At 70.4% G+C, this 21506-nt stretch carries 26 protein-coding genes; 21 read left to right on the top strand and 5 right to left on the bottom strand.

The window, feature by feature from the left end:
- Positions 1–240 precede the first annotated feature (240 nt).
- The 6 genes from mltG to aroB are packed head-to-tail and all read left to right on the top strand — an operon-like array spanning position 241 to position 5863.
- Entirely contained in the window at positions 241–1500 is a 1260-nt protein-coding gene (gene mltG, locus ACWZJV_RS02180) for an endolytic transglycosylase MltG (RefSeq protein WP_457180080.1), read from the top strand.
- Positions 1501–1513: 13 nt separating this feature from the next.
- A complete protein-coding gene (locus tag ACWZJV_RS02175; protein WP_457180079.1) occupies positions 1514–2350 on the top strand; it encodes a shikimate dehydrogenase in 837 nt (278 codons plus the stop codon).
- Positions 2347–3024 carry a prepilin peptidase gene (locus tag ACWZJV_RS02170; protein ID WP_457180078.1) on the top strand — a complete coding sequence of 226 codons (678 nt, stop codon included), beginning with the start codon at positions 2347–2349 and terminating at the stop codon, positions 3022–3024. The genes ACWZJV_RS02175 and ACWZJV_RS02170 overlap by 4 nt, the downstream gene beginning before the upstream one ends.
- Positions 3025–3069: 45 nt before the next feature.
- Entirely contained in the window at positions 3070–4248 is a 1179-nt protein-coding gene (gene aroC / locus ACWZJV_RS02165; RefSeq protein ID WP_457180077.1) for a chorismate synthase, read from the top strand.
- Entirely contained in the window at positions 4248–4763 is a 516-nt protein-coding gene (locus tag ACWZJV_RS02160) for a shikimate kinase (RefSeq protein ID WP_008356815.1), read from the top strand. The genes aroC and ACWZJV_RS02160 overlap by 1 nt, the downstream gene beginning before the upstream one ends.
- A 2-nt stretch (positions 4764–4765) precedes the next feature.
- Complete coding sequence (gene aroB, locus ACWZJV_RS02155) at positions 4766–5863, top strand: 3-dehydroquinate synthase (protein ID WP_457180076.1); 1098 nt, start codon at positions 4766–4768, stop codon at positions 5861–5863.
- Positions 5864–5878: 15 nt separating this feature from the next.
- Here the strand turns inward: aroB and ACWZJV_RS02150 are convergent, their stop codons facing one another.
- The 4 genes from ACWZJV_RS02150 to ACWZJV_RS02135 form a co-directional block, all read right to left on the bottom strand.
- The gene (locus ACWZJV_RS02150) at positions 5879–6340 is read right to left on the bottom strand and encodes a VOC family protein (protein WP_457180075.1); all 462 of its coding nucleotides are present in this window, start codon (positions 6338–6340) and stop codon (positions 5879–5881) included.
- Between the two features lie 48 nt (positions 6341–6388).
- Complete coding sequence (locus ACWZJV_RS02145) at positions 6389–6778, bottom strand: helix-turn-helix domain-containing protein (RefSeq protein WP_457180074.1); 390 nt, start codon at positions 6776–6778, stop codon at positions 6389–6391.
- A gap of 76 nt (positions 6779–6854) precedes the next feature.
- Entirely contained in the window at positions 6855–8012 is a 1158-nt protein-coding gene (locus ACWZJV_RS02140; protein ID WP_008356802.1) for an acyl-CoA dehydrogenase family protein, read from the bottom strand.
- A gap of 49 nt (positions 8013–8061) precedes the next feature.
- Complete coding sequence (locus ACWZJV_RS02135; RefSeq protein ID WP_457180073.1) at positions 8062–8667, bottom strand: TetR/AcrR family transcriptional regulator; 606 nt, start codon at positions 8665–8667, stop codon at positions 8062–8064.
- A 149-nt stretch (positions 8668–8816) separates the two neighbouring features.
- Here ACWZJV_RS02135 and ACWZJV_RS02130 point away from each other — a divergent pair, with 149 nt between their 5' ends.
- The 14 genes from ACWZJV_RS02130 (at position 8817) to ACWZJV_RS02065 (ending at position 20397) form a co-directional block, all read left to right on the top strand.
- Positions 8817–9272: a type II 3-dehydroquinate dehydratase gene (locus ACWZJV_RS02130; RefSeq protein WP_457180072.1), complete on the top strand. Its 456-nt coding sequence runs from the start codon at positions 8817–8819 to the stop codon at positions 9270–9272.
- A 69-nt stretch (positions 9273–9341) separates the two neighbouring features.
- Entirely contained in the window at positions 9342–9929 is a 588-nt protein-coding gene (locus ACWZJV_RS02125) for a hypothetical protein (protein ID WP_457180071.1), read from the top strand.
- 115 nt (positions 9930–10044) lie between these two features.
- Positions 10045–10611 carry an elongation factor P gene (gene efp, locus ACWZJV_RS02120; protein WP_008356794.1) on the top strand — a complete coding sequence of 189 codons (567 nt, stop codon included), beginning with the start codon at positions 10045–10047 and terminating at the stop codon, positions 10609–10611.
- Between the two features lie 3 nt (positions 10612–10614).
- On the top strand, positions 10615–11028 hold the full coding sequence (gene nusB / locus ACWZJV_RS02115) for a transcription antitermination factor NusB (RefSeq protein WP_196873895.1): 414 nt from the start codon (positions 10615–10617) through the stop codon (positions 11026–11028).
- A gap of 172 nt (positions 11029–11200) precedes the next feature.
- Positions 11201–12385, top strand: coding sequence for a MinD/ParA family ATP-binding protein (locus ACWZJV_RS02110; protein WP_457180070.1), 1185 nt, complete (start codon positions 11201–11203; stop codon positions 12383–12385).
- 24 nt (positions 12386–12409) lie between these two features.
- Positions 12410–13420 (top strand): NADPH:quinone reductase, encoded by a 1011-nt coding sequence (locus ACWZJV_RS02105; RefSeq protein ID WP_457180069.1) that lies wholly within the window; start codon positions 12410–12412, stop codon positions 13418–13420.
- A gap of 62 nt (positions 13421–13482) precedes the next feature.
- Positions 13483–14058: a bifunctional pyr operon transcriptional regulator/uracil phosphoribosyltransferase PyrR gene (gene pyrR / locus ACWZJV_RS02100; protein WP_008356786.1), complete on the top strand. Its 576-nt coding sequence runs from the start codon at positions 13483–13485 to the stop codon at positions 14056–14058.
- Positions 14055–14996 (top strand): aspartate carbamoyltransferase catalytic subunit, encoded by a 942-nt coding sequence (locus ACWZJV_RS02095; RefSeq protein ID WP_457180068.1) that lies wholly within the window; start codon positions 14055–14057, stop codon positions 14994–14996. The genes pyrR and ACWZJV_RS02095 overlap by 4 nt, the downstream gene beginning before the upstream one ends.
- Positions 14993–16282, top strand: a complete 1290-nt coding sequence (locus ACWZJV_RS02090; RefSeq protein WP_457180067.1) for a dihydroorotase — start codon at positions 14993–14995, stop codon at positions 16280–16282. Before ACWZJV_RS02095 ends, ACWZJV_RS02090 begins: the two co-directional genes overlap by 4 nt.
- Positions 16283–16293: 11 nt before the next feature.
- Positions 16294–17055: a methyltransferase domain-containing protein gene (locus ACWZJV_RS02085; protein ID WP_457180066.1), complete on the top strand. Its 762-nt coding sequence runs from the start codon at positions 16294–16296 to the stop codon at positions 17053–17055.
- Positions 17056–17188: 133 nt separating this feature from the next.
- The gene (locus ACWZJV_RS02080; protein ID WP_457180065.1) at positions 17189–17707 is read left to right on the top strand and encodes a TrmH family RNA methyltransferase; all 519 of its coding nucleotides are present in this window, start codon (positions 17189–17191) and stop codon (positions 17705–17707) included.
- 30 nt (positions 17708–17737) lie between these two features.
- A complete protein-coding gene (locus ACWZJV_RS02075; protein ID WP_457180064.1) occupies positions 17738–18088 on the top strand; it encodes a DUF2200 domain-containing protein in 351 nt (116 codons plus the stop codon).
- Positions 18089–18229: 141 nt separating this feature from the next.
- The gene (locus tag ACWZJV_RS02070) at positions 18230–19840 is read left to right on the top strand and encodes an ABC-F family ATP-binding cassette domain-containing protein (RefSeq protein ID WP_457180063.1); all 1611 of its coding nucleotides are present in this window, start codon (positions 18230–18232) and stop codon (positions 19838–19840) included.
- Between the two features lie 122 nt (positions 19841–19962).
- Positions 19963–20397: a hypothetical protein gene (locus ACWZJV_RS02065; RefSeq protein WP_457180062.1), complete on the top strand. Its 435-nt coding sequence runs from the start codon at positions 19963–19965 to the stop codon at positions 20395–20397.
- Here ACWZJV_RS02065 and ACWZJV_RS02060 read toward each other — a convergent pair.
- A complete protein-coding gene (locus ACWZJV_RS02060) occupies positions 20381–20572 on the bottom strand; it encodes a type II toxin-antitoxin system VapB family antitoxin (protein ID WP_457180061.1) in 192 nt (63 codons plus the stop codon). The genes ACWZJV_RS02065 and ACWZJV_RS02060 overlap by 17 nt on opposite strands.
- A 154-nt stretch (positions 20573–20726) precedes the next feature.
- On the opposite strand from ACWZJV_RS02060, the gene ACWZJV_RS02055 reads away from it, so the two are divergent.
- Positions 20727–21323, top strand: a complete 597-nt coding sequence (locus ACWZJV_RS02055) for an NUDIX hydrolase (RefSeq protein WP_457180060.1) — start codon at positions 20727–20729, stop codon at positions 21321–21323.
- Positions 21324–21506: the final 183 nt, after the last annotated feature.

Genomic DNA, 21506 nt, shown 5'->3' with positions numbered 1-21506 from the left:
TACTACCCCCCGGACCCGCGCGACCCGCGTCGCCCTGGTCAGGGGTCATATGGTCGCGATCCGCGCGGTGGCTACCCGCCGCGCCAGCAGCCGCCGCAGGATCCCCGTGACCCGCGCCGGATGCCGCCGCAGACGCCCGGGCAGATGCCGGGTCAGCTGCCTCCTCAGCATCAGGGGCAGCCTCGTCCGGGCCAGCCGGTTCAGGCGGGCCAGCCGGGGCGACGGCCAGGGCCGCGTCCGGTGCCCGGCGTCGGCACACCCCCGCCGGGCTACGGTCACCAGGAGCCCCCGCAGCGGCCCGGTGGCTACGGTGGGCCGACCTACCAGCAGCACCCGAGCTTCTTCGAGGCCGGTCCCGGCGAGCACGATCCCTACTTCGACGAGGAGCCACCCAAGCGCAAGCGACGCTTCGGTGGCTGCCTGGCCGTGCTGGTGGCCATGGCCGTCGTGCTCGGTGGGTTCTACGTCGTGGGTGACCGCGCCATCGACTACGTCAAGGACATGGTCGCGCCGCCCGCGGACTACCCCGGACCCGGCACCGACCCGGTCTCCTTCGAGGTGCGCGAGGGCGACTCGGTCTCAGCCGTCGGCCGCAATCTCAAGGAGGTCGGCGTGGTGGAGTCCGTCGATGCCTTCATCGATGCGGCCAACGCCGAGGGACTGACCGTGCAGGTCGGCTTCTACCCGCTGAAGAAGCAGATGAAGGCCGCCGACGTCGTCGAGATCCTCGCCAACCCGGACAACATCGACACGATCAACGTCACCATCACCGAGGGATCGCGCGCCAAGGCGATCTACAAGGTGCTCGCCGAGAAGACCAAGACGAAGCCGGCCGACTTCAAGAAGGCCGCCGAGGACACCGAGGCGATCGGGCTGCCCGACTACGCCAAGGGCAACGTCGAGGGCTACCTCTTCCCCGCGACGTACGCCTTCCCGCCCGACGCCACGCCGACCGAGATGCTGGCGATGATGGTCGACCGCTGGGAGCAGGCGCTGGGCGACAACGACATCGAGGCGCGCGCCAAGCAGCTGAAGTGCGGTGGCGGCAAGGCCTGCACGCCTGAGCAGATCATGACCGTGGCCTCGCTCGTGGAGGCCGAAGGTCGCGGTGACGACATGGCCAAGATCGCCCGGGTGATCTACAACCGCGTCGAGAACCCCGGCACGGCCGGCCAGGCGGGCTTCCTGCAGATCGACGCAACGGTCAACTACGCGCTCGGGAAGTCCGGCAGCACCGAGCTCGGTGGGGTCAACGTGCAGTCGGTCGACTCGCCCTACAACACCTACACCAACAAGGGTCTGCCGCCTGGGCCGATCGGTGCGCCCGGTGACAAGGCGATCCAGGCCGCGCTCAACCCGGCTGACGGTGACTGGTACTACTACGTGACCGTCAACCTGAAGACCGGTGAGACGAAGTTCGCGAAGAACTACGACCAGTTCCTGAAGTTCAAGGCCGAGTACAAGGCCTACTGTGCCTCGGCGAAGTCCAAGAGTTGCTGATCAGGAGACCTGAGTGAAGTGCGCTGTCCTGGGTGACCCGATCGGTCATTCGCTCTCCCCGGCCCTCCATCAGGCGGCGTACGCCGAGCTGGAGATGTCGGACTGGTCCTACACCTCCACCCGGGTGCAGGCCGGCGGCCTGGCGAAGTACGTGGCCGACCTCGGTGGCGACTGGCCGCCGAGCAAGTGGCGCGGGCTGTCGGTGACGATGCCGCTCAAGCGGGAGGCCTTCGAGCTGGCGCGGTCGGTCTCGCCGCGGGCGCGGCTCGTGGGGGCGGTCAACACACTGGTGCGCTCCTCGCACGGCTGGGTGGGGGACAACACCGACCTGCCCGGTGCGGTCGCGGCGGTCCGGGAGCGAGCCGGTGACGGCTTCTCCTGCTCCCACGGTGCGGTCCTGGGCGCCGGCGCCACGGCCGCGTCGACGGGCCTCGCGCTCGCCGAGCTGGGCGCTTCCCGGATCACGCTGCTGGCTCGCAACCCGGGTGCGGCGGGGGAGACGATCGAGATGATCTCCCGTCACCGGAGCAAGCCCGTGGTCTCGGTGCTGCCGCTGGACTCGGCCGTCGACGGAGTCGACGCGGTCGTCTCCACGGTCCCGGCGAAGGCACTGACCCCCGAGCTCATCGACCGCTGGGCGCCGACGCCGGTCGTCTTCGACGTCGTCTACGACCCGTGGCCCTCGCCGCTGCTCTCCGTCGCACCCGGTGTGGCTGTCAGCGGCCTGGACCTGCTCGTGCACCAGGCGGTGCTGCAGTTCGAGCTCTTCACCAGCCGTCCCGCCCCGCTCGACGCCATGCGGGCGGCGGGGGAGAAGGCGCTGGGGATCGCGGAGCTGTCACCGGCATGAGTCCTGGGGCGGTCGTGCTGGTGAGTGCGGCCGTCGCCGGTCTGCTCGCTCTCGGGATGCCGGCACTTCTTCGCCGGCTCCCCGAACCTGTCGACGACCCGCCGGCGGTCTCCTATGCCAGGTTGGCCGACTGGGCACCGTTCCGGCCTCTCGCGGTGGCCGTCTCCGCCGCGGTCGCCGGGCTCCTCGCCTGGCACGTCGATCCGTCGCGGCTGATGGTGGCGCTGGCGCCGCTCACACCGATCTGCGTGCTGCTCGCCTACGTCGACTGGCGCGTCCAGCGGCTGCCGAAGGTGCCGATCCTGGTGGCCACCGCGGTCGGGATCGCGCTGCTCGGCGTCGAGTGGCTCTGGACGCGCGAGACCGCAACGGCCCTCGGCGCCCTCGCCGGGCTGGTGATCGCCCGCTCGGCGTTCTGGCTGCTGTGGCGGCTCCTGCCGCACGCGATGGGCTTCGGCGACGTACGGCTCGCCGCACTCGTCGGCCTGGTCCTCGGTCGCCTCGGCTGGGACCAGCTGGCGATCGGGCTCTGGGCCGGGCTGGCGATCTTCGGTCTCTGGGGCATCGGACGTGCGGTCGCGCGACGTTCGCGCACGGCGATGCGCGAGCCGCTGGCGTACGGGCCGTTCATGATCTGGGGCATGCTCGTCGGGGTCTTCGCCGTCTCGCTTTGAGCCCGGGTGCACGGGGTTGCGTGGCGGGGATGAAAGACTGGCGTCATGTTGCGTTGGCTCACTGCGGGCGAGTCCCATGGTCCGTCCCTGACGGCCGTGATGGAGGGTCTGCCCGCCCACGTCCGGATCACCTCTGACGACATCGCTGATGCCCTGGCCCGGCGCCGGCTCGGCTATGGCCGCGGTGCCCGGATGAAGTTCGAGAAGGACCAGGTGCGGATCACCGGCGGCGTACGCCACGGGGAGTCGCAGGGCGGTCCGGTCGCGATCGAGGTCGGCAACACCGAGTGGCCCAAGTGGGAGACCGTGATGGCCGCCGACCCGGTCGACCCCGACGTGCTGGCCGGGCAGGCGCGCAACGCTCCGCTGACCCGGCCGCGGCCCGGTCACGCCGACCTGGTCGGGATGCAGAAGTACGACTTCGACGACGCCCGTCCGATCCTGGAGCGCGCCTCGGCCCGCGAGACGGCGGCCCGGGTCGCGCTCGGCGCGGTCGCCTCGGCCTTCCTCGAGCAGGCGCTCGGGGTGCGGCTGGTGTCCCACGTCCTGGAGATCGGCGGCATTCGTACGCCGGGCCGCGAGGTTCCCTCGCCCGAGGATGTCGCCCGGCTCGACGAGGACCCGGTGCGGGTGCTCGACCCGGACGGCTCCAAGCAGATGGTCGCCCGCATCGACGAGGCCCACAAGGACGGCGACACCCTGGGCGGCGTCGTCGAGGTGGTCGTCCACGGGCTGCCGCCGGGTCTCGGCTCCCACGTGCACTGGGACCGGCGGCTCGACGCCCGCCTGGCCGGCGCGCTGATGGGCATCCAGGCGATCAAGGGCGTCGAGGTCGGTGACGGCTTCGAGCTCGCCGCGACTCCGGGCTCCAAGGCCCACGACGAGATCGTTCCCTCCGCCGACGGCATCCGCCGCGCCTCAGGGCGCTCCGGCGGCACCGAGGGCGGGATGTCGACCGGCGAGATCCTGCGGGTCCGTGCGGCGATGAAGCCGATCGCGACGGTGCCGCGGGCGCTGCGTACCGTGGACGTGGCCACCGGCGAGGAGGCCGTCGCCCACCACCAGCGCTCCGACGTCTGTGCGGTGCCCGCCGCCGGTGTCGTCGCCGAGGCGATGGTCGCGCTCGTGCTGGCCGAGGCGGCGCTGGAGAAGTTCGGTGGCGACTCGGTCGCCGAGACCGCCCGCAACGCGAAGGCCTACCTCGAGAACCTGAGGTACTCCTGATGCCGGCTGTCGTGCTCGTCGGCCCGATGGGCGCGGGCAAGTCGACGGTCGGAGCGCTGCTCGCGGCCCGTCTCGGTGTCACGCTGCGCGACACCGACGAGGACATCGCGGCAGCCGCCGGCAAGAGCGTGCAGGACATCTTCGTCGACGAGGGTGAGGCCCACTTCCGTGCGGTCGAGGCCGAGGCCGTCGCGGCGGCGCTCGCCGAGCACGACGGCGTGGTCTCCCTCGGCGGCGGCTCCGTCCTGGCCGAGCAGACCCAGATCCTGCTCAAGGAGCACACCGTCGTCTACCTGCGGGTCGGCGTCGCGGACGCGGTCAAGCGGGTCGGTCTCGGCTCCGGCCGTCCGCTGCTGCTCGGCAACGTACGCGGCCGCATCAAGGCGCTCCTGGAGGAGCGCGCACCGATCTACGAGTCGGTCGCGACGATCGTCGTCGACACCGACGGCCGCTCGGCCGACGACGTCGCCACCGAGCTCGCCACCGCCCTGACAGCGCTGAACACCACGGAGTAGAAGTGACCGGAACCGTCATCAGGGTCGAGAGCGCCGCGGCGTACGACGTCGTCATCGGCTCCGGCCTCGCCGGCCGGCTCCAGGGGCTGCTGGGCGAGAGCGTCGAGCGGGTGGCGTTCCTCTACGCCGCCGAGCTGGCCGAGTACGCCGAGCCGGTGCTCGAGGAGCTGCTCAAGCACTACGACGTGCTCGGCCTCGGCCTGCCCAGCGGTGAGGACCAGAAGACCGTCGCGGTCGCGCACGACTGCTGGGAGGCGCTGGGGGAGCGGGGCTTCACCCGCTCCGACGCGGTCGTCACCTTCGGTGGCGGGGCGACCACCGACCTCGGCGGCTGGGTCGCGGCCGGGTGGCTGCGCGGCGTACGCGTCGTGCACATGCCCACCACCGTCCTCGCCATGGTCGACGCTGCGGTCGGCGGGAAGACCGGCGTCAACACCGCCGCCGGGAAGAACCTCGTCGGCGCCTTCCACGAGCCGGCCGGGGTGCTGTGCGACCTCGCGCTGCTCGCCACCCTGCCAGAGGCAGACCTGATCGCCGGCCTCGGCGAGGTCGTCAAGTGCGGCTTCATCGCCGACCCGGAGATCCTGCGGCTGGTTGAGGAGACGGACGGGATCACCGCTTCCTCGCCCGTTCTCGCCGAGCTGGTCGAGCGTGCGATCCGGGTCAAGGCTGAGGTCGTCGCCGCCGACCTGAAGGAGACCGGCGGCGCCGACGGCCACCCCGGCCGCGAGACCCTCAACTACGGCCACACCCTCGCCCACGCGCTCGAGAAGCACTCCGGCTTCTCGATCCGCCACGGTGACGCGGTCGCCGTCGGCTGCGTCTACGCCGCCGAGCTCGCCCGTCTCGCCGGCGTCCTCCCCGACGAGGTCGCCGCCCGGCACGCGCCGACGTTCGCGAAGGTCGGCCTCCCGACCACCGTCAAGGAGCTCGGCGTCGAGGCCGGCTTCGACGACCTCATCGGCGCCATGCGGGTCGACAAGAAGGCCCGCGGCTCCGTCCTGCGCTTCCTCGTCCTCCACGACATCGCCGACCCCCGCATCCTCACCGGGCCGACCGAGGAGCAGCTGCGCGAGGCGTACGCGGTCGTCGGGGGCTGACGCCCGGGCGCCGGTTCAGGCGCCGGACCAGCGAGCGATGTCCTCGTCGGTGACCTCGACGGGACCCTCGATCCGCTGGGTGGCGCGAATGTGGTTGCCGAAGGGGTCGCGGAAGGCGCAGTCGATGCCGTAGGGCTGCTTGGTGGGCTTGTCGGTGAACTCGACGCCCTTGGCGGAGAGTTCCTCGTAGAGCTTCTCGCAGTCGTCGGTGTTGAAGATGACCACCGCGCCCATCGCTCCCTTGGTGACCAGGTCACGCAGTTGGGCCGCCGTCTCGGCGCTGTGGGCGGGGGAGCGGCCCGGCACCTCGAGCAGCAGCTGGTGGTCCGGGTCGCCGGGGAGGTGGATGGTGAGCCAGCGCATGAAGCCCATGTCGACGTCGCTCCCGACCTCGAGGCCGAGCTTGCCGACGTAGAAGTCGAGCGCCTCGTCCTGGTCGAGAACGTAGATTCCGGTGATGTTGATGTTGGTCAGCATGCGACCAGTCTGCGGCGCGTTCGACGCCGGGCGCTTCTCCGAAACTGCTCAGCTCGCCGGCCGCATCCAGGCGCGGGCGACGCACCCGGGCACGGCGGGGCTGTGGGCCCTGGCCCGGTAGCCGCTCGGGGAGGTGCCGACGATGTCGCGGAACGTACGGCTGAAGGTGCCGGGGCTGGTGAAGCCGACCGTGAGCGCGACCTCCGTGACCGGAGTCGGGGTGTCCCGGAGCAGCGCCATCGAGCGCTCGATCCGGCGCCGTTGGAGATAGCGGTGGGGTGTCTCCCCGAAGACCGCCTTGAACCGGCGGCTGAAGTGCGCGGGGGAGACATGCGCGACCCGGGCCACCGCCGCGACGTCGAGCCGCTCGGCGTAGTGCCGGTCCATCACGTCGCGCGCCCGCAGCAGGCGGCGGTTCTCGTCCTCGCGCGGCGTCATGTGCCCGAGCCTAGCGCCGGGCGGACCTGGGAGTCCTGAGGTCACCAGGTGGACCCCAGGACTCCCAGGTCGGGTCTCACAGACCCATGTCCTTGGCGATGATGAGCTTCATGACCTCGGAGGTGCCGCCGTAGATGCGGTTGACGCGGTTGTCGGCGTAGAGCCGGGCGATGGGGTACTCGTTCATGTAGCCGTAGCCGCCGTGGAGCTGGAGGCAGCGGTCGATGACGCGGTGGGCGACCTCGGTGCAGAACAGCTTGGCCGAGGCGGCCTCGGCGGCCGTCAGCGTGCCGGCATCCTCGGCCTCGATGGCGCGGTCGACCACGGCCTCGGCGGCGTCGACCTCGGCCTTGCACGCGGCCAGCTCGAACTTGGTGTTCTGGAAGGAGGCGACGGCGGTGCCGAAGACCTTGCGGTCGTGGACGTACGCCTTGGCGAACTCGACGGCGGCAGCGGCCTGGGCGTACGCGCCGACGGCGATGCCGAGACGCTCGACCGGGAGGTTCTGGCCGAGGTAGGAGAAGCCCTTGCCGACCTCGCCGAGGACGTCCTCGACCGGGACCTGCACATCGGTGAAGGAGAGCTCGGCGGTGTCGGAGACCTTGAGGCCGAGCTTGTCGAGCTTGCGGCCGACCTCGTAGCCGGGCAGCTTGGTGTCGACGGCGAGGAGCGTGATCCCGCCGCGGCGGTCCTCGGGGGTGGCCGGCGCGGTGCGGGCGCAGACGATCACCCGGTCGGCGTTGACGCCGCCGGTGATGAAGGTCTTGGCGCCGTTGAGGACGTAGTGCTTGCCGTCCTCGGTGAGCTTGGCGTTGGTGGTCATCCCGGCCAGGTCCGAGCCGGTGCCCGGCTCGGTCATCGCGATCGCCCACATCTCCTCGCCGGAGACGAAGCCGGGCATCCAGCGCTCCATCTGCTCCTTCGTGCCGAGCTTGAGCAGGTAGGGCAGGCAGAGGCCGACGTGGGTGCTCGAGCCACCGAAGGAGACACCGGCACGGGCGAGCTCCTCGGTGATGACGGCGGAGTACTTGAACGACTCGATCCCGGCGCCGCCGTACTCCTCGGGCACCTGGATGCCCCACACGCCGAGCTCGCCGAGCTTGAGGTAGAAGTCGTGGGGGACGATCCCGGCCGCGTACCACTCGTCGTAGACGGGGGTGACCTCCTTCTCGATGAACGAGCGGATGGTCTCGCGGAAGGACTGGTGGTCCTCGGTGTAGATGGTGCGGCGCATACGGTGCTTACTCCTCGGGGTGCATTCTTCTCGGGGTCGAAACGGACGTTCAGGGGCGGGCGCCGACGGCGCGCAGCGCCAGATCGGCGTAGAAGTCGGCGAGGGCCTCGGGCGTCCAGGAGCCGTCGTCGCGGTACCAGCGGGCCAGGTCGATGCCGAGCGAGAGCAGGGCGGTGGCGGCCTTGGCCGGGTCGGGGGTGTCGAAGTCGCCGCTGCGTACGCCTTCCTCGACGACTTCGCGCATGACGGTGTCGATGGCGCGGCGCAGCCCGGCGATCTCCTTGAAGTGCTCCTCGGTCAGCGCCGCGAGCTCGTAGTTGATGACCCGGGCCATCGTGTGGGAGCGGGCGTGGAAGAGGACATAGGTGCGTACGGCGGCGGCGACCCGCTCGGCGGGTGTGGCGTCTGCACGGGTCGCGTCGGTGACCGCCTCGAGGATGACCTCGTGGCCACGCACCGCGATCGCGTGCAGGAGCTCCTCCTTGGAGCGGTGGTGGACATAGACCGCTGCCGGGCTCAGGCCGGCTGCGGTAGCGATGTCGCGGGTGCTGGTGCCGTGGAACCCCTTCGCGGAGAAGGCCTGGACCGCCGCGTCGAGCAGACGGGCGCGGCTGCGGTCGCCGCGTGCCTGGGTGCTGGTGCGGAGCTCGTTCATCGGCCCTCCTCGTGTCGGAGTCTCGCGTCGGAGTCTCCTGGTGTCGGATCCAGTGTCGCACAATATAAGTGAGCGCTTAGATTGGGATCGCCGTCACCTGTCGCCGAGACGAGCCCGGGACCACGCGAAGCCCGTGACAGGATGGCCGGGTGAGCAAGAAGCTGCAGCCGGTCCTCGTCCTCAACGGCCCCAACCTCGGACGTCTCGGGAAGCGCCAGCCCGAGATCTACGGGCACACCACCCATGACGAGCTCGCCGCGATGTGCGTCGACTGGGGCCACGCGCTCGGCTTCGCCGTGGACGTACGTCAGACCAACCATGAGGGCGCCATGGTCGACTGGCTCAACGCCGCCGCTGACAAGGACATCCCGGTCGTGCTCAACGCCGCCGCCTGGACCCATTACTCCTACGCCATCTACGACGCCTGCGCGCAGCTGACCGCGCCCCTGATCGAGGTGCACATCTCCGAGCCTCTGGAGCGGCCCGAGGTCTTCCGGCACACCAGCGTCGTCACCCCCCATGCGACCGCGGTCGTGGCGGGCAAGGGCATCGACGGCTACCGCGAGGCGCTCGAGGTCATCGCCGGGAAGCTCGGCCAAGCCTGACCTGACCCATATTGGCGATCGGCGCAGCGGGATCGCTGTGCGGGTGCGTCCCGGAGCCACCGTGAGGTCATGCGTCAGTTCCTCGACGGTCCCGCGCGAGTCCTCGCCGTGCTGCTCGCCGGCGGGATCCTCGGCGCCCTGATCGGCGGAGTCGGCGGACGGGTCGTGATGTACCTGCTGATCCGGCTCAGCCCCGCGGCCGACGGCGTGACCAGCGACGACGGGTTCGAGATGGGGCGCTTCACCCTGAGCGGCTCGCTGAACCTCGTCGGCGTGGGCATGGTCCTCGGGCTCGTCGGGGCGGTGCTCTACCTGCTCGTCCGCTGGCTGCTGTTCGGGCCGTGGTGGTTCCGCGTCCTCAGCGTCACCCTCGCCTCCGGGGTGGGGGTGGGCAACATCATCGTCCACACCGACGGCGTCGACTTCAGCCTGCTCCAGCCGGCCCTGGTCTCGGTGCTGGCGTTCGTGGCCGTCCCCGCGGCCTATGGAGCCGCCCTGACGGTGGTCGCCGAGCGGCGGATCCTGGCCGCCTGGCCGGTCCCACCCTCGACGGGGACGGTGGGCAGCGCCACGCTGTGGGTGCTGCGCGCGGTGGCGCTGGCCGTCGGCGTACTGTCGCTCGTGGATCTGGTCTGGAAGACCGCGGTCGTTGCTTGATTCGGCCGTGTGCGGACTCGCGGATAGGATTCTCCGAGGCCCTTCGGGCCCCAGGACATTGACAACGAAAGCCTGCATCGGTGCAGGTCGAAGAGACGAAGGCTGACGGACGGTTATGGCGACGACGAACGACCTCAAGAACGGCATGGTGCTGAAGATCGAGGGCCAGCTCTGGCAGGTGGTCGAGTTCCAGCACGTGAAGCCCGGCAAGGGTCCGGCCTTCGTCCGCACCAAGCTGAAGAACGTCGAGTCGGGCAAGAACGTCGACAAGACCTTCAACGCCGGCACCAAGGTCGAGACCGCCACGGTCGACCGCCGCACGTTCCAGTACCTCTACAACGACGGCTCCAACTTCGTCTTCATGGACGTCGCGGACTTCGACCAGGTCGAGGTCGGCCCGGAGATCGTCGGTGACGGTGCCGGCTTCCTCCTGGAGAACCAGGAGGTCATCCTGGCCACCAACGAGGGCCGCGTGCTCTTCGTCGAGCTGCCGCCGTCGGTCGAGCTCGTGATCTCCTACACCGAGCCCGGCGTGATGGGTGACTCGGCCACCGGCCGCACCAAGCCCGCCACCCTCGAGACCGGCGCCGAGATCCAGGTGCCGCTCTTCATCGAGCAGGGCGAGAAGATCAAGGTCGACACCCGCGAGGGCGGTTCCTACCTCTCCCGCGTCAAGGGCTGACCTGTGGCTCACGTCGCCACCGCCCGCACCAAGGCCCGCAAGCGCGCTCTCGACCTGCTCTTCGCCGCCGAGGCCCGCGGCCTCTCCGCCGGTGATCTGCTCGACCAGCAGATCAGGGAGGGCGAGGTGCCCAACAACCCGTTCACGGTCAAGATCGTCCGTGGCGTGGTCGCCGAGGCCGAGCGGATCGACGCCCTGATCGGCGCGTTCGCCAAGGACTGGACGCTTGCCCGGATGCCCGCTGTCGACCGCAACGTCCTCCGCATCGGCGTCTGGGAGCTCCTCGACGGCGACGTGGCCTCCGAGGTCGCGATCAGCGAGGCGACCGCCCTGGTGACCGAGCTGTCGACCGACGACTCGCCGTCGTTCGTCAACGGAGTGCTCGCCGCGGTCGCGAAGGATCTCGCCAAGGCCTGATCAGCACACGACGTACGCCTGCCCTGGAGCGTTCCGGGCAGGCGTAGCGTCATTTCGGGGTGCGGCGCGAAGCGTGTGTTTTCCGGTTATCGACGATTGCTTCGGTCGGGACCGTATGTTTGGACCCAAGGCTGATGGAGGCCGTAAACCAGCACCCGTATTCGGAGAGCGCATGACGCAGGAGAACAACCCCTACGACGAGCCGGACTCGCGCACCCGGCCGGCCGGAACACCCTCGCACTGGGTGACGCCGCCTCCGCCGAACTCGGCGGGCCGGCCGCCGACGCCCCCCGTACAGCCCCGTCCCGACCCGAGTCAGGAGGCGACTCGCATCACCAACCCACAGGTCACCACGACACCCGCTCCGCCCCCGCCGGCGGTGGCGGTGACGCCGCCACCGCCCGGCGGCCACGGGCTGGAGGTCCCCAGTGCGACCGACTTCCTCGATCGGCGCGCCGAGACGGCCGGGTTCGGCCCCGCGACCTGGGGCTGGCGAGGCGCGATCCGCAAGATGTCCGGCGGGCTGATCAGTCCGAAGATGGGGCCTGCCGAGGTCGCCTACGAGCAGGACCGGGCGATGATCCAGCGCGACTTCGACGGTCCGCGCACCATCGTCTTCATCAACCCCAAGGGCGGTGCCGCCAAGACCACCGGCGTGCTCGCCGCGGGCTACACCTTCGGCACCGTACGCGGCGGCGGGATCGTGGCCTGGGACAACAACGAGACCCGGGGCACCCTCGGCATCCGCGGCATGCGGAGCACCCACCGCAACACCACCCGTGAGCTGCTCGACAACCTGGCCGCGTTCAACAACGTCTACCAGTCCCGCATCGGCGACCTCGGTGCCTTCGTACGCTCCCAGGGCGACGCCCACTTCGACGTGCTCGCCTCCGACGAGCGCCCCGATGTGACCGGCCAGATCCACGCCGACGACTTCGCGCAGGTGCACCAGCTGCTGGAGCGGTTCTACAAGGTCATCCTGGTCGACACCGGCAACAACATGCGGGCCGAGAACTGGCTGGCCGCCGCCGACACCGCCGACCTGCTGGTGGTGACCTCGACGGTCCGCGAGGACACCGGCTACAGCGGTCTGTGGATGCTCGACGCGCTCCAGGAGTCCGGCTACGCCGACCTCAAACTGAAGACGATCACCGTGCTCTCCGACCCGTCCCCGAAGGTCGACAACAACCTGGCCCGCGACCTCACCGAGGTCTACCAGCAGCGCACCCGCGGGGTCTACCGGGTCCCGTTCGACCCGGTGCTCGTGGCGGGGTCCACGGTGCAGTACTCCCAGCTCTCGGAGGACACCAAGATGTCCTGGCTCAAGGCCTGTGCCGGGATGGCGCACGCGCTCTAGCCGGCGGCCGCTAACGTCGGAGTCATGCGCGCTGTCGTCTACTCCGAGAACGGTCCCTCCTCCGCCATGCGTCTGACCGAGCGGCCGGTGCCGAAGCCCGGCCCCGGTGAGGTCCTGGTCAGGCTGGTGCGAGCGGGCGTCAATCCCACCGACTGGAAGGTACGCGCCGGCGTGAGCGCGACGCTCACGACTCCGGAGGCCACCCCGGGCCAGGACGGCGCCGGCGTGATCGAGGAGATCGGCGAGGGGGTCGGCACTCACATTGTCGGTCAGCAGGTCTGGCTCTACATGGTCCAGCACGGCCAGGCCTGGGGGACCGCGGCGGAGTACGTCACCGTCCCGGCCCACAAGGCCGTCGAGCTCCCCGCCGGAGCCTCCTACGACCTCGGCGCCTCGCTCGGGGTCCCGGCGATGACCGCCCACCGGGCGCTCACCTGTGGAGCGGTGGAGCGGGTGGCCCCGGGTTCGTTCGACGGTCTCACCATCCTGGTCCACGGTGGCGCCGGAGCGGTCGGCAACGCCGCCATCCAGCTGGCCGTGTGGGCAGGGGCGACGGTGATCACCACGGTCAGCTCCCCGGAGAAGGCGGCGCTGGCGAAGGCCGCGGGCGCCCATCACATCGTCAACTACCGCGAGGGCGACCCGGCCGCGGAGATCCGCGAGATCGCGCCCGACGGCGTCGACCAGATCGTCGAGGTCGCACCGGCCGACAACAACGACCTCGACCGCGCGGTCGTCGCCAAGCGCGGCACCATCGCCATCTACGCCAACAACGGTGGTGACGAGCTCACCCTGCCCGTGAGGGCCACCTTCTCGCTCAACCTGCGCTACCAGTTCATCCAGCTCTACGGCATCGAGGACGCGCAGCTCCAGGCCGCGGCCGAGGACGTCACCGCCGCCGTGGCGGCGGGGGCGCTGCGTGTGGGCCCGGAGCACGGCGTACCCCTGCACCACTACCGGCTCGAGGAGACGGCAGCTGCCCACGACGCGGTCGAGGCCGGCGCGATCGGGAAAGTGCTCATCGACCTGGAGTGAGGATAAGGTTGGCCCGATCCTTTAACGAGTCGTCCCGTGAGGCGGAGAAGGAGACCACAACCTTGTCTGATGCCGTCCCCGTGCCCGCGACCGATGGTCGCGTCGTGCTCGACTCCCGTGACATCTCCCGGGCGCTGACCCGGATCTCCCACGAGATCCTGGAGCGCAACCGTGACGCCGAGGACCTGGTGCTGCTGGGTCTGCACACCCGCGGGGTGCCGCTGGCCAAGCGGATCGCCACGCGGATCGAGGCTGCCGAGGGCCATCCGGTGGCTCACGGCGCGCTCGACGTGACGATGTACCGCGACGACCTGCGCACCCACCCGACCCGGGCGCCGCACCACACCGAGATCCCGCCCGGCGGCATCGACGGAAAGACCGTGGTGCTGGTCGACGACGTGCTCTTCTCGGGCCGCACCGTCCGGGCCGCGCTCGACGCGCTGGCCGACTACGGCCGCCCCGCCGTCGTACGCCTGGCCGTGCTCGTCGACCGCGGCCATCGGCAGCTGCCGATCCGTGCCGACCACGTCGGCAAGAACCTCCCGACGGCACGCTCCGAGCGGGTCGGGCTGCGGCTGGAGGAGACCGACGGCATCGACGAGGTACGCATCGTGGAGCTGGAAGGGGTGCCCGCATGACGCGCCATCTGCTGTCCATCGACGACGTGAGCGCCGAGGAGATCCAGCAGCTCTTCGCGACCGCCGCCGAGATGCACGACGTCCAGAAGCGCGAGGTCAAGAAGCTCCCGGCGCTGCGCGGACGCACCGTGATCAACCTCTTCTTCGAGGACTCGACCCGCACCCGGTCCTCCTTCGAGATCGCCGGGAAGTGGCTCTCGGCCGACGTCATCAACCTGTCGGCGAAGGGCTCGTCGGCCTCGAAGGGCGAGTCGCTGCGTGACACCGTGCTGACGGTGACCGCGATGGGCGTCGACGGCCTGGTGATGCGTCACTCGGCCTCCGGCGCGGCCCACCAGGTCGCCGGCTGGCTCGACATCCCCGTGATCAACGCCGGCGACGGCATGCACGAGCACCCGACCCAGGCCCTGCTCGACGGCTACACGCTGCAGCGCCAGCTCGGCGGCCCGGGCTCGCTGGAGGGCAAGCGGATCGCGATCGTCGGCGACCTGACCCACTCGCGGGTGTTCCGGTCCAACGTGAAGTCGCTGACCAAGCTCGGCGCCTCGGTCGTCGCGGTCGCGCCGCCCACGCTGATGCCCTCGGGTGTCGCCGAGTGGGCCAAGGCCGACGGCTTCGCCACGTCCTACACGCTGGACGACGTGCTGCCCGAGGTCGACGCGGTGATGATGCTGCGCGTCCAGCGGGAGCGGATGAGCGGCGGCTACTTCCCGACCTCGCGCGAATACACCGTGGGCTACGGGCTCACCCGTCAGCGGCTCGCGCTGCTGCGCGAAGGCGTGCCGATCCTGCACCCCGGCCCGATGAACCGTGGCCTGGAGATCTCTCCCGAGGCCGCCGACGCCGCCTCCTCCCGGATCCTCGACCAGGTCTCGGCCGGGGTCGCGATCCGGATGTCCGTCCTCTACCACCTGCTTGCCGGCGAGGAGTCCGCATGAGCCTGTTGATCAAGGGTGCCTCCGTCCTCGGGGCCGAGCCGACCGATGTGTACGTCGACGGGGGAGTGATCCGGGAGATCGGCACGGTCTCCGCCAACGCGGACGAGGTCGTCGACGCCTCCGGCCTGGTCCTCCTCCCGGGCTTGGTCGACCTGCACACCCACCTGCGCCAGCCGGGCCGCGAGGACGCCGAGACGGTCGCCTCCGGTGCCGCCGCGGCTGCTGCGGGCGGCTACACCGCCGTGCTCGCGATGGCCAACACCTCGCCGGTCACCGACACCGCCGAGGCCGCGGTCTCGGTGTGGGAGCTCGGCCGCGAGGCCGGTCTGGCCGACGTGTTCCCGGTGGGCGCGGTGACCAAGGGGCTGGCCGGCGAGGAGCTCGCCGAGCTTGCGTTGATGAACCGGTCGCGCGCCGGTGTCACGGTCTTCTCCGACGACGGTCGCTGCGTCTCGGACCCGCGGGTGATGCGGCGGGCGCTGGAGTACGTCAAGGCGTTCGGCGGCGTGATCTCCCAGCACTCCCAGGACCCGTCGCTGGCCCCCTACGGCTCGGCCTGCTGCCACGAGGGCGAGCTCTCCGGACGGCTCGGTCTGCCCGGCTGGCCGGGCGTCGCCGAGGAGGTCATCGTCGCCCGCGACGTGATGCTCGCCCGCCACACCGGCTCGCGCGTCCACGTCGCCCACGCCTCCACCGCCGGCACCGTCGAGGTGCTGCGCTGGGCGAAGGCCCAGGCGGAGAAGGACGGCAGCTGGGCGGTCACCGCCGAGGTCACCCCGCACCACCTGCTGCTGACCACCGACCTGCTCGCCGGCTACGACCCCACCTTCAAGGTCAACCCGCCGCTGCGCCCCGCCGAGGACGTCGAGGCGCTGCGCGCCGCGCTGGCCGACGGCACCATCGACGCCGTCGCCACCGACCACGCTCCGCACGCGCGCCAGGACAAGGAGCACGCCTTCGTCGACGCCGCCTTCGGGATGCTCGGGCTCGAGGAGGCGCTCTCGGTCGTCTCGACCGTCATGGTCTCCTCGGGGCTGCTCGACTGGGCCGGCGTCGCCCGGGTCATGTCCACGACCCCGGCCCGGATCGCCGGCCTCGAGGGCCACGGCCGCCCGGTCGCCGTCGGCGAACCGGCCAACCTGGCCCTGGTCGACCCGGCCGCGACCTACGTCGTCGACCGCGACCGCTCGCTCTCGCTCTCCCGCAACAACCCCTGGCACGACCGCAAGCTCACCGGTCGTGTCGTCGCCACCTACCTGCGAGGGAAGCAGACCTACGCCGGTTAGGCTCCACCGCCGTGACCGACGTCTTCTCCGAGAGGCTCGCCCAGTGGCGCGCCTACACCGCGACCCCGTGGGGCCGCATCCGCTACACGGTGGTCGAGGAGGTCCTGCGCCGCCAGTGCGCCGAGCTGGGGGAGGGACTCCGGATCCTCGATGTCGGCGGCGGTGACGGGATGGACGCGCTGCCGCTGGCGTTGGCCGGGCACGACGTCACGATCCTCGATCCGTCCGAGGCCTGGCTGGCCGAGGCGAAGCGGCGGGCGGCCGAGGCGGGTGTCTCGCTGACCACGCTCGTCGGTGGCCTCGACGACCTGCCCGAGGGCGAGTGGGACCTGGTGCTGTGTCATTTCGTGCTGCACTATCGGCCCGCTGACGCCGGAGACGTACGCCGCCTCGCGGCCGCCGTCCGCCCCGGCGGTCGGCTCTCGCTGATGGTCCCCAACCCGGCGAGCATGGTTCTGCGCCAGCTGGTCACGGGCGGTCCCGAGGCCGCGCTCACCGAGCTGCGCGCGGACACCAAGCGTGCCGTCACCTTCGACCATGACGTACGCAAGGTGTCGATGGGCGACCTCGAGGCCGAGGTCGCCGCCGCGGGCCTGCGGCTCACCGGCCGCTTCGGCACCAGGATCGCCAACGACCTCCTCACCGACGACGCGGCCAAGCACGACCCCGCCCACTTCGACCGTCTCCTCGAGCTCGAGCGCCAACTGTGCGACCAGGAGCCGTTCGTACGTATCGCCGGGATGTACCAGCTCGTCGCCGAACGACCCGCCTGAGCCGAATCACGGGTGCGCCGACCGAGCGCCTGCGGCTATCCTGCGTCGGCAGAACCCGTACGTCGATGGCCCGGCGCCGCCGCTGAAAGGCGCCTTTGATCATGATCATGTCGGGAGCCTCCACCGTGCGCCGATGAGCGGCGCCAAGTCCAAGCCCTGCGAAATCCGGGCTAAGCGGCGATCCGGCCGCCACTCCTGCTGGGACCACCTCGTCGTCGCGCCGCTGTGGGTGGCGTACGAAGCCAACCTCGGCACCCTGCTGCGCACGTGTGACGCGATTGGGGCGTGCCTGGCGGTGCCGCGCACCAAGCACTATCTCGATGCGCTCCAGATCGGTGACACGCTGCGTGGCAGACGTCCGTGCATCCACTGGGTGACGCCCAGCAAGGAGGGGTGGATCGCGGCGCAGCGGGAGGCCGGCAAGCGGATCGTCGCCGTCGAGCTTGCCGACGGCGCGACCCCGTTGACCCGGCTGGCGCCGGCACGGGAGCCGACGGTGCTGTTGCTCGGCCATGAGCACCAGGGAGTGCCGGATGACGTACTCGCGGAGGTCGAGGAGTGCGTCGAGATCCCGATGGTCGGGTGGGGTGCGAGCCTGAACGTCGCGGTGGCCGGAAGCCTGGTGGCCTACCGGCTGGCCGGTCTGTCGTGACACCGGCGAGGCCGGGTTAGGCTCGCGAGCGTGGATAACCTCGAGCGCGTCTACAAGATGCCCTTCGGCTCCGTCTACCCGCACTACGTGACGAAGGTCGAGAAGAAGGGCCGCACCAAGGCTGAGCTGCACCAGGTGATCACCTGGCTGACCGGCTTCGACGACGCGGCGATCGCCAAGCACATCGAGGCGGAGACCAGCTTCGAGGAGTTCTTCGCCGCCGCCGACCTCAACCCGGCCTCGGACCTGATCACCGGCGTGGTCTGCGGGGTGCGGGTCCAGGACATCGAGGACCCGGTCATGCGTCAGGTGCGCTACCTCGACAAGCTGGTCGACGAGCTGGCCAAGGGCAAGGCCATGGAGAAGATCCTGCGCGGTTAGCCGTGTTCGGTTAATCGGTTGGACGGCGCATGCGTCCGCCGCGTACGCTTTTGCCATCATGAAGATCTCGCGCTGACCTCCGACCCGCGCCCGAGGCATCTGCCCGGCGGGTCGTCCTCGAACCCGAAGGCCAGCGCTCTCATGTCTATGAATCCCATCGTCGTCCGCGACCTCTCCGTCTCCTTCCGCAGCGGCACCGTTCTCGCCGGGATCGACCTCACCGTCTCCCCGGGCGAGCGGATCGCGCTGGTGGGAGAGAACGGCGCCGGCAAGTCCACGCTGCTCCGCGGTATCGCACGCAGGCTTCCCGCCAGCGCCCAACGCACCGGCAGCCTGGAGGCGCCCGACGACCTCGTCTGGCTGCCCCAGGAGCCGCCGTTCCGCGACGAGGCGAGCATCGAGGACGTGCTCGCCACCACCCTGCGTCCGCTGCGTGAGGCCGTCGCGACGGTCGAGACGCTCGCCGACCGGCTCGACGACCCCGAGGTCGCCGAGACCTACGCGCGTGCCCTCGACTTCGCCGTCGCCCACGACGCGTGGGACGCCGACCGGCGGGCCATCCTGGCCGCCGAGCGGCTCGGCCTCAGCGGGCTCGACCGGGAGCGGCCGATCAGCACGCTCTCCGGCGGTCAGCGGACTCGGCTTGCGCTCGCGACCGCGATCACGCGACGGCCCGACGCGTTGCTGCTCGACGAGCCGACCAACCACCTCGACGACGAAGCGGTCACGGTGCTGGGGGAGTTCCTGCGTGATCTGCCCGGTGTCGTCCTGATGGCCTCCCACGACCGGGTCTTCCTCGACGAGGTCGCCACCGGGCTCTTCGACCTCGACCCGACGGCCTTCGGCACCGACGGTGCCGGCGGTCGGCTCTTCGGCGGCGGCTGGAGCGCCTACGAGGAGGCCCGGAAGGCCGCACGCGAGCGGTGGGAGCAGACCTACGCCGAACAGCAGGAGGAGCTCAAGCGCCTGCGTACCGCGACCAAGATCGGCAACGACGCGATCGCCCACAACCGAGGCCCGACCGACAACGACAAGTTCATCTACAAGTTCAAGGGCAGCAACGTCGAGCGCACCGTCGCCCGCCGCAAGAAGGACGCCAACCGGCGGCTGGAGGAGGCCGAGGAGACACAGGTACGCAAGCCGCCTCTGCCGTTGCGCCTCAACGCCGCGCTGTCGGCTGCGGGGGCGAGCGGGCGAATGGTGGTCGTGCGCGACCTGGTGGTCGAGGAGCGGCTCAGCCTGCCGGTCCTCGACATCACGGCGGGGGAGCACCTGCTGATCACCGGGCCCAACGGCAGCGGCAAGTCCACACTGCTCGGGGTGATCTCGGGCCGGGTGAAGCCCACCTCGGGAGACGTCCAGGTCAGTGCGCGGCACGTCGAGGAGCTCACCCAGGACCCGCAGTTCGGAGACCTGCGCCGCAAGGTCGCCGACGTCTACCGCGAGTCGGTGGGGGAGGTCCTGGCGACCGAGGTGCCGCTGCGCGAGCTGGGCCTGGTCCACCCGCGAGACCTCAACCGGCCCGTCGGTGCGCTGAGCGTCGGGCAGCGTCGCCGGCTGGATCTGGCGATCGCGATCGCAACCGGTCCGGACCTCTTGCTCCTCGACGAGCCGACCAACCACATCTCGCTCACCCTGGCAGGCGAGCTGGAGGAAGCGATCGGTGTCACCGCGGGCACCATCGTCGTCGCCTCCCACGACCGTTGGCTGCGCCGACGCTGGGCCGGTCCGGAGCACCGCCTCGTGCCCTGAACGGGGCGCTGAAACGGGCGCTGACGGGCCACTTACGAGCGATGCCCTGTGGATGAGCAGCGTTATCCACAGGGCTTCGGTTCGTCGTTGTTCTCGCCGGCAGGCCGTGGTGGCCTACACCCATGACCGACAAGACCCCGTACGCCCCAGTCCTCCGCACCCAGGCCGACGTCGAGGCCGCCTGGCGACATCTGATCAACCCGCTCGGCTGGCCGGAACCACGGCTGTGGTTCATGTTGGTCGATCCCGACGGGGTCCCGTTCCCCCAGCTGTGCCAGATCGAAGGGCTGCCGGTGGAGATCGCCGACGACGGTGCGGCCAACCTCGCCACCATGCTGCGCGACCTGGTCGAAGCGCACGGCTTCGACCGGGTCGAGCTTCTGCTGTGCCGGCCGGGCGGTGGCCCACCGAACCGCTCGGACCGGAAGAACGCCGCCGAGCTCTATGGCGCGTGCGTCGTCGCCGAGGTGCCGCTCGATGTCGTCCATCTCGCGACCGACCACGACTTCTGGCCGATCCCGCTGGACGCGCTCGGTGAGATCAGAACTCCAGCGTGACCTTCGTGTCGCCGAGCTCGCGCTCGACGATGCGGTCGAACTCCGCGGAGGCGGCCTCGCGCTCGACCAGGTCACGCAGCGCGTGGTCGATCGCAGCCTGGTTGGTCGTCGTGCCGGCGATCTTCCTCGCCTCGGCCAACAGCTCCTCGTCGATGCTGATCGACGTCTCGGTCATTGCGTACCCCCGCACGTAATCGTGATGAAACATCGAAACGCTAGCGGCGCGCGCCATGCAACGCAATGACCTGCGACAACCGTCACATCGTGTCGCACTCAACTGGTTCCGGGTGGAGTCGTGGTGTCGGTGGTCGCCTCTAGGGTGCTCGACCATGAGCCCGGAGGACCGACTGTTGACCGACATCGCGATCATGGTGGACTCGATCGAGCCGATGGACGCCGTGGAGAGCGGCCACATCGCCGACGCGTCGGCGTGGTTGTGCGCGACCGACGACGTCTTCCGGCGGAGCACCGCCCCTACCGAGCCCGCCAAGCACCTGGTCTCCTACTTCCTGCTCGTCGACCCCGTCAGCGGTCACATGCTGCTGGGCGACCACCGTAAGTCCGGCCTCTGGCTGCCCTCCGGCGGCCACGTCGAGCCCGGTGAGAACCCCGCCGAGACCGTACGCCGCGAGTGCGTCGAGGAGCTCGGCGTCAAGGCACGGTTCCACCCGGACCTCGGACCGAGTCCGCTCCTGGTCACCATCACCAACACCCGACCCGACCGCCCGGACGTGCACACCGATGTCAGCCTCTGGTTCGTGCTCGCCCACGACCACCAAGTTCCGTTGGTGCCGGACGAGCGGGAGTACGTCAGTGTGCGTTGGTGGACGACCGCCGAGATCCGCGCTGCCGACCCGAGCTCCTTCGACCCGCACATGGGTCGGATGCTCGACAAGCTGAAGACCCTCGGGGCCTTCGCGTCCTAGCGACCTTTCTCTGTTGGCCGCCGACCAGAATTGTCCAACGACCGTTGGATAATTGCTTCGCGCGGCGCAGCGGCGAGTTTGCCGACGGCTGAACGAGAGACCGATCGAGCCGAACGCAGCCTCGCCGCTAACCACGAGTGCGGCACGCCCCCATCGGATAGCGGGTAATGGACGTCCGCCGCG

This window comes from Nocardioides sp. WG-D5 (assembly GCF_054031175.1).
The sequence above is the reverse complement of the archived record's forward strand: the minus strand, read 5'-3'. Positions and strand labels throughout refer to the sequence as shown.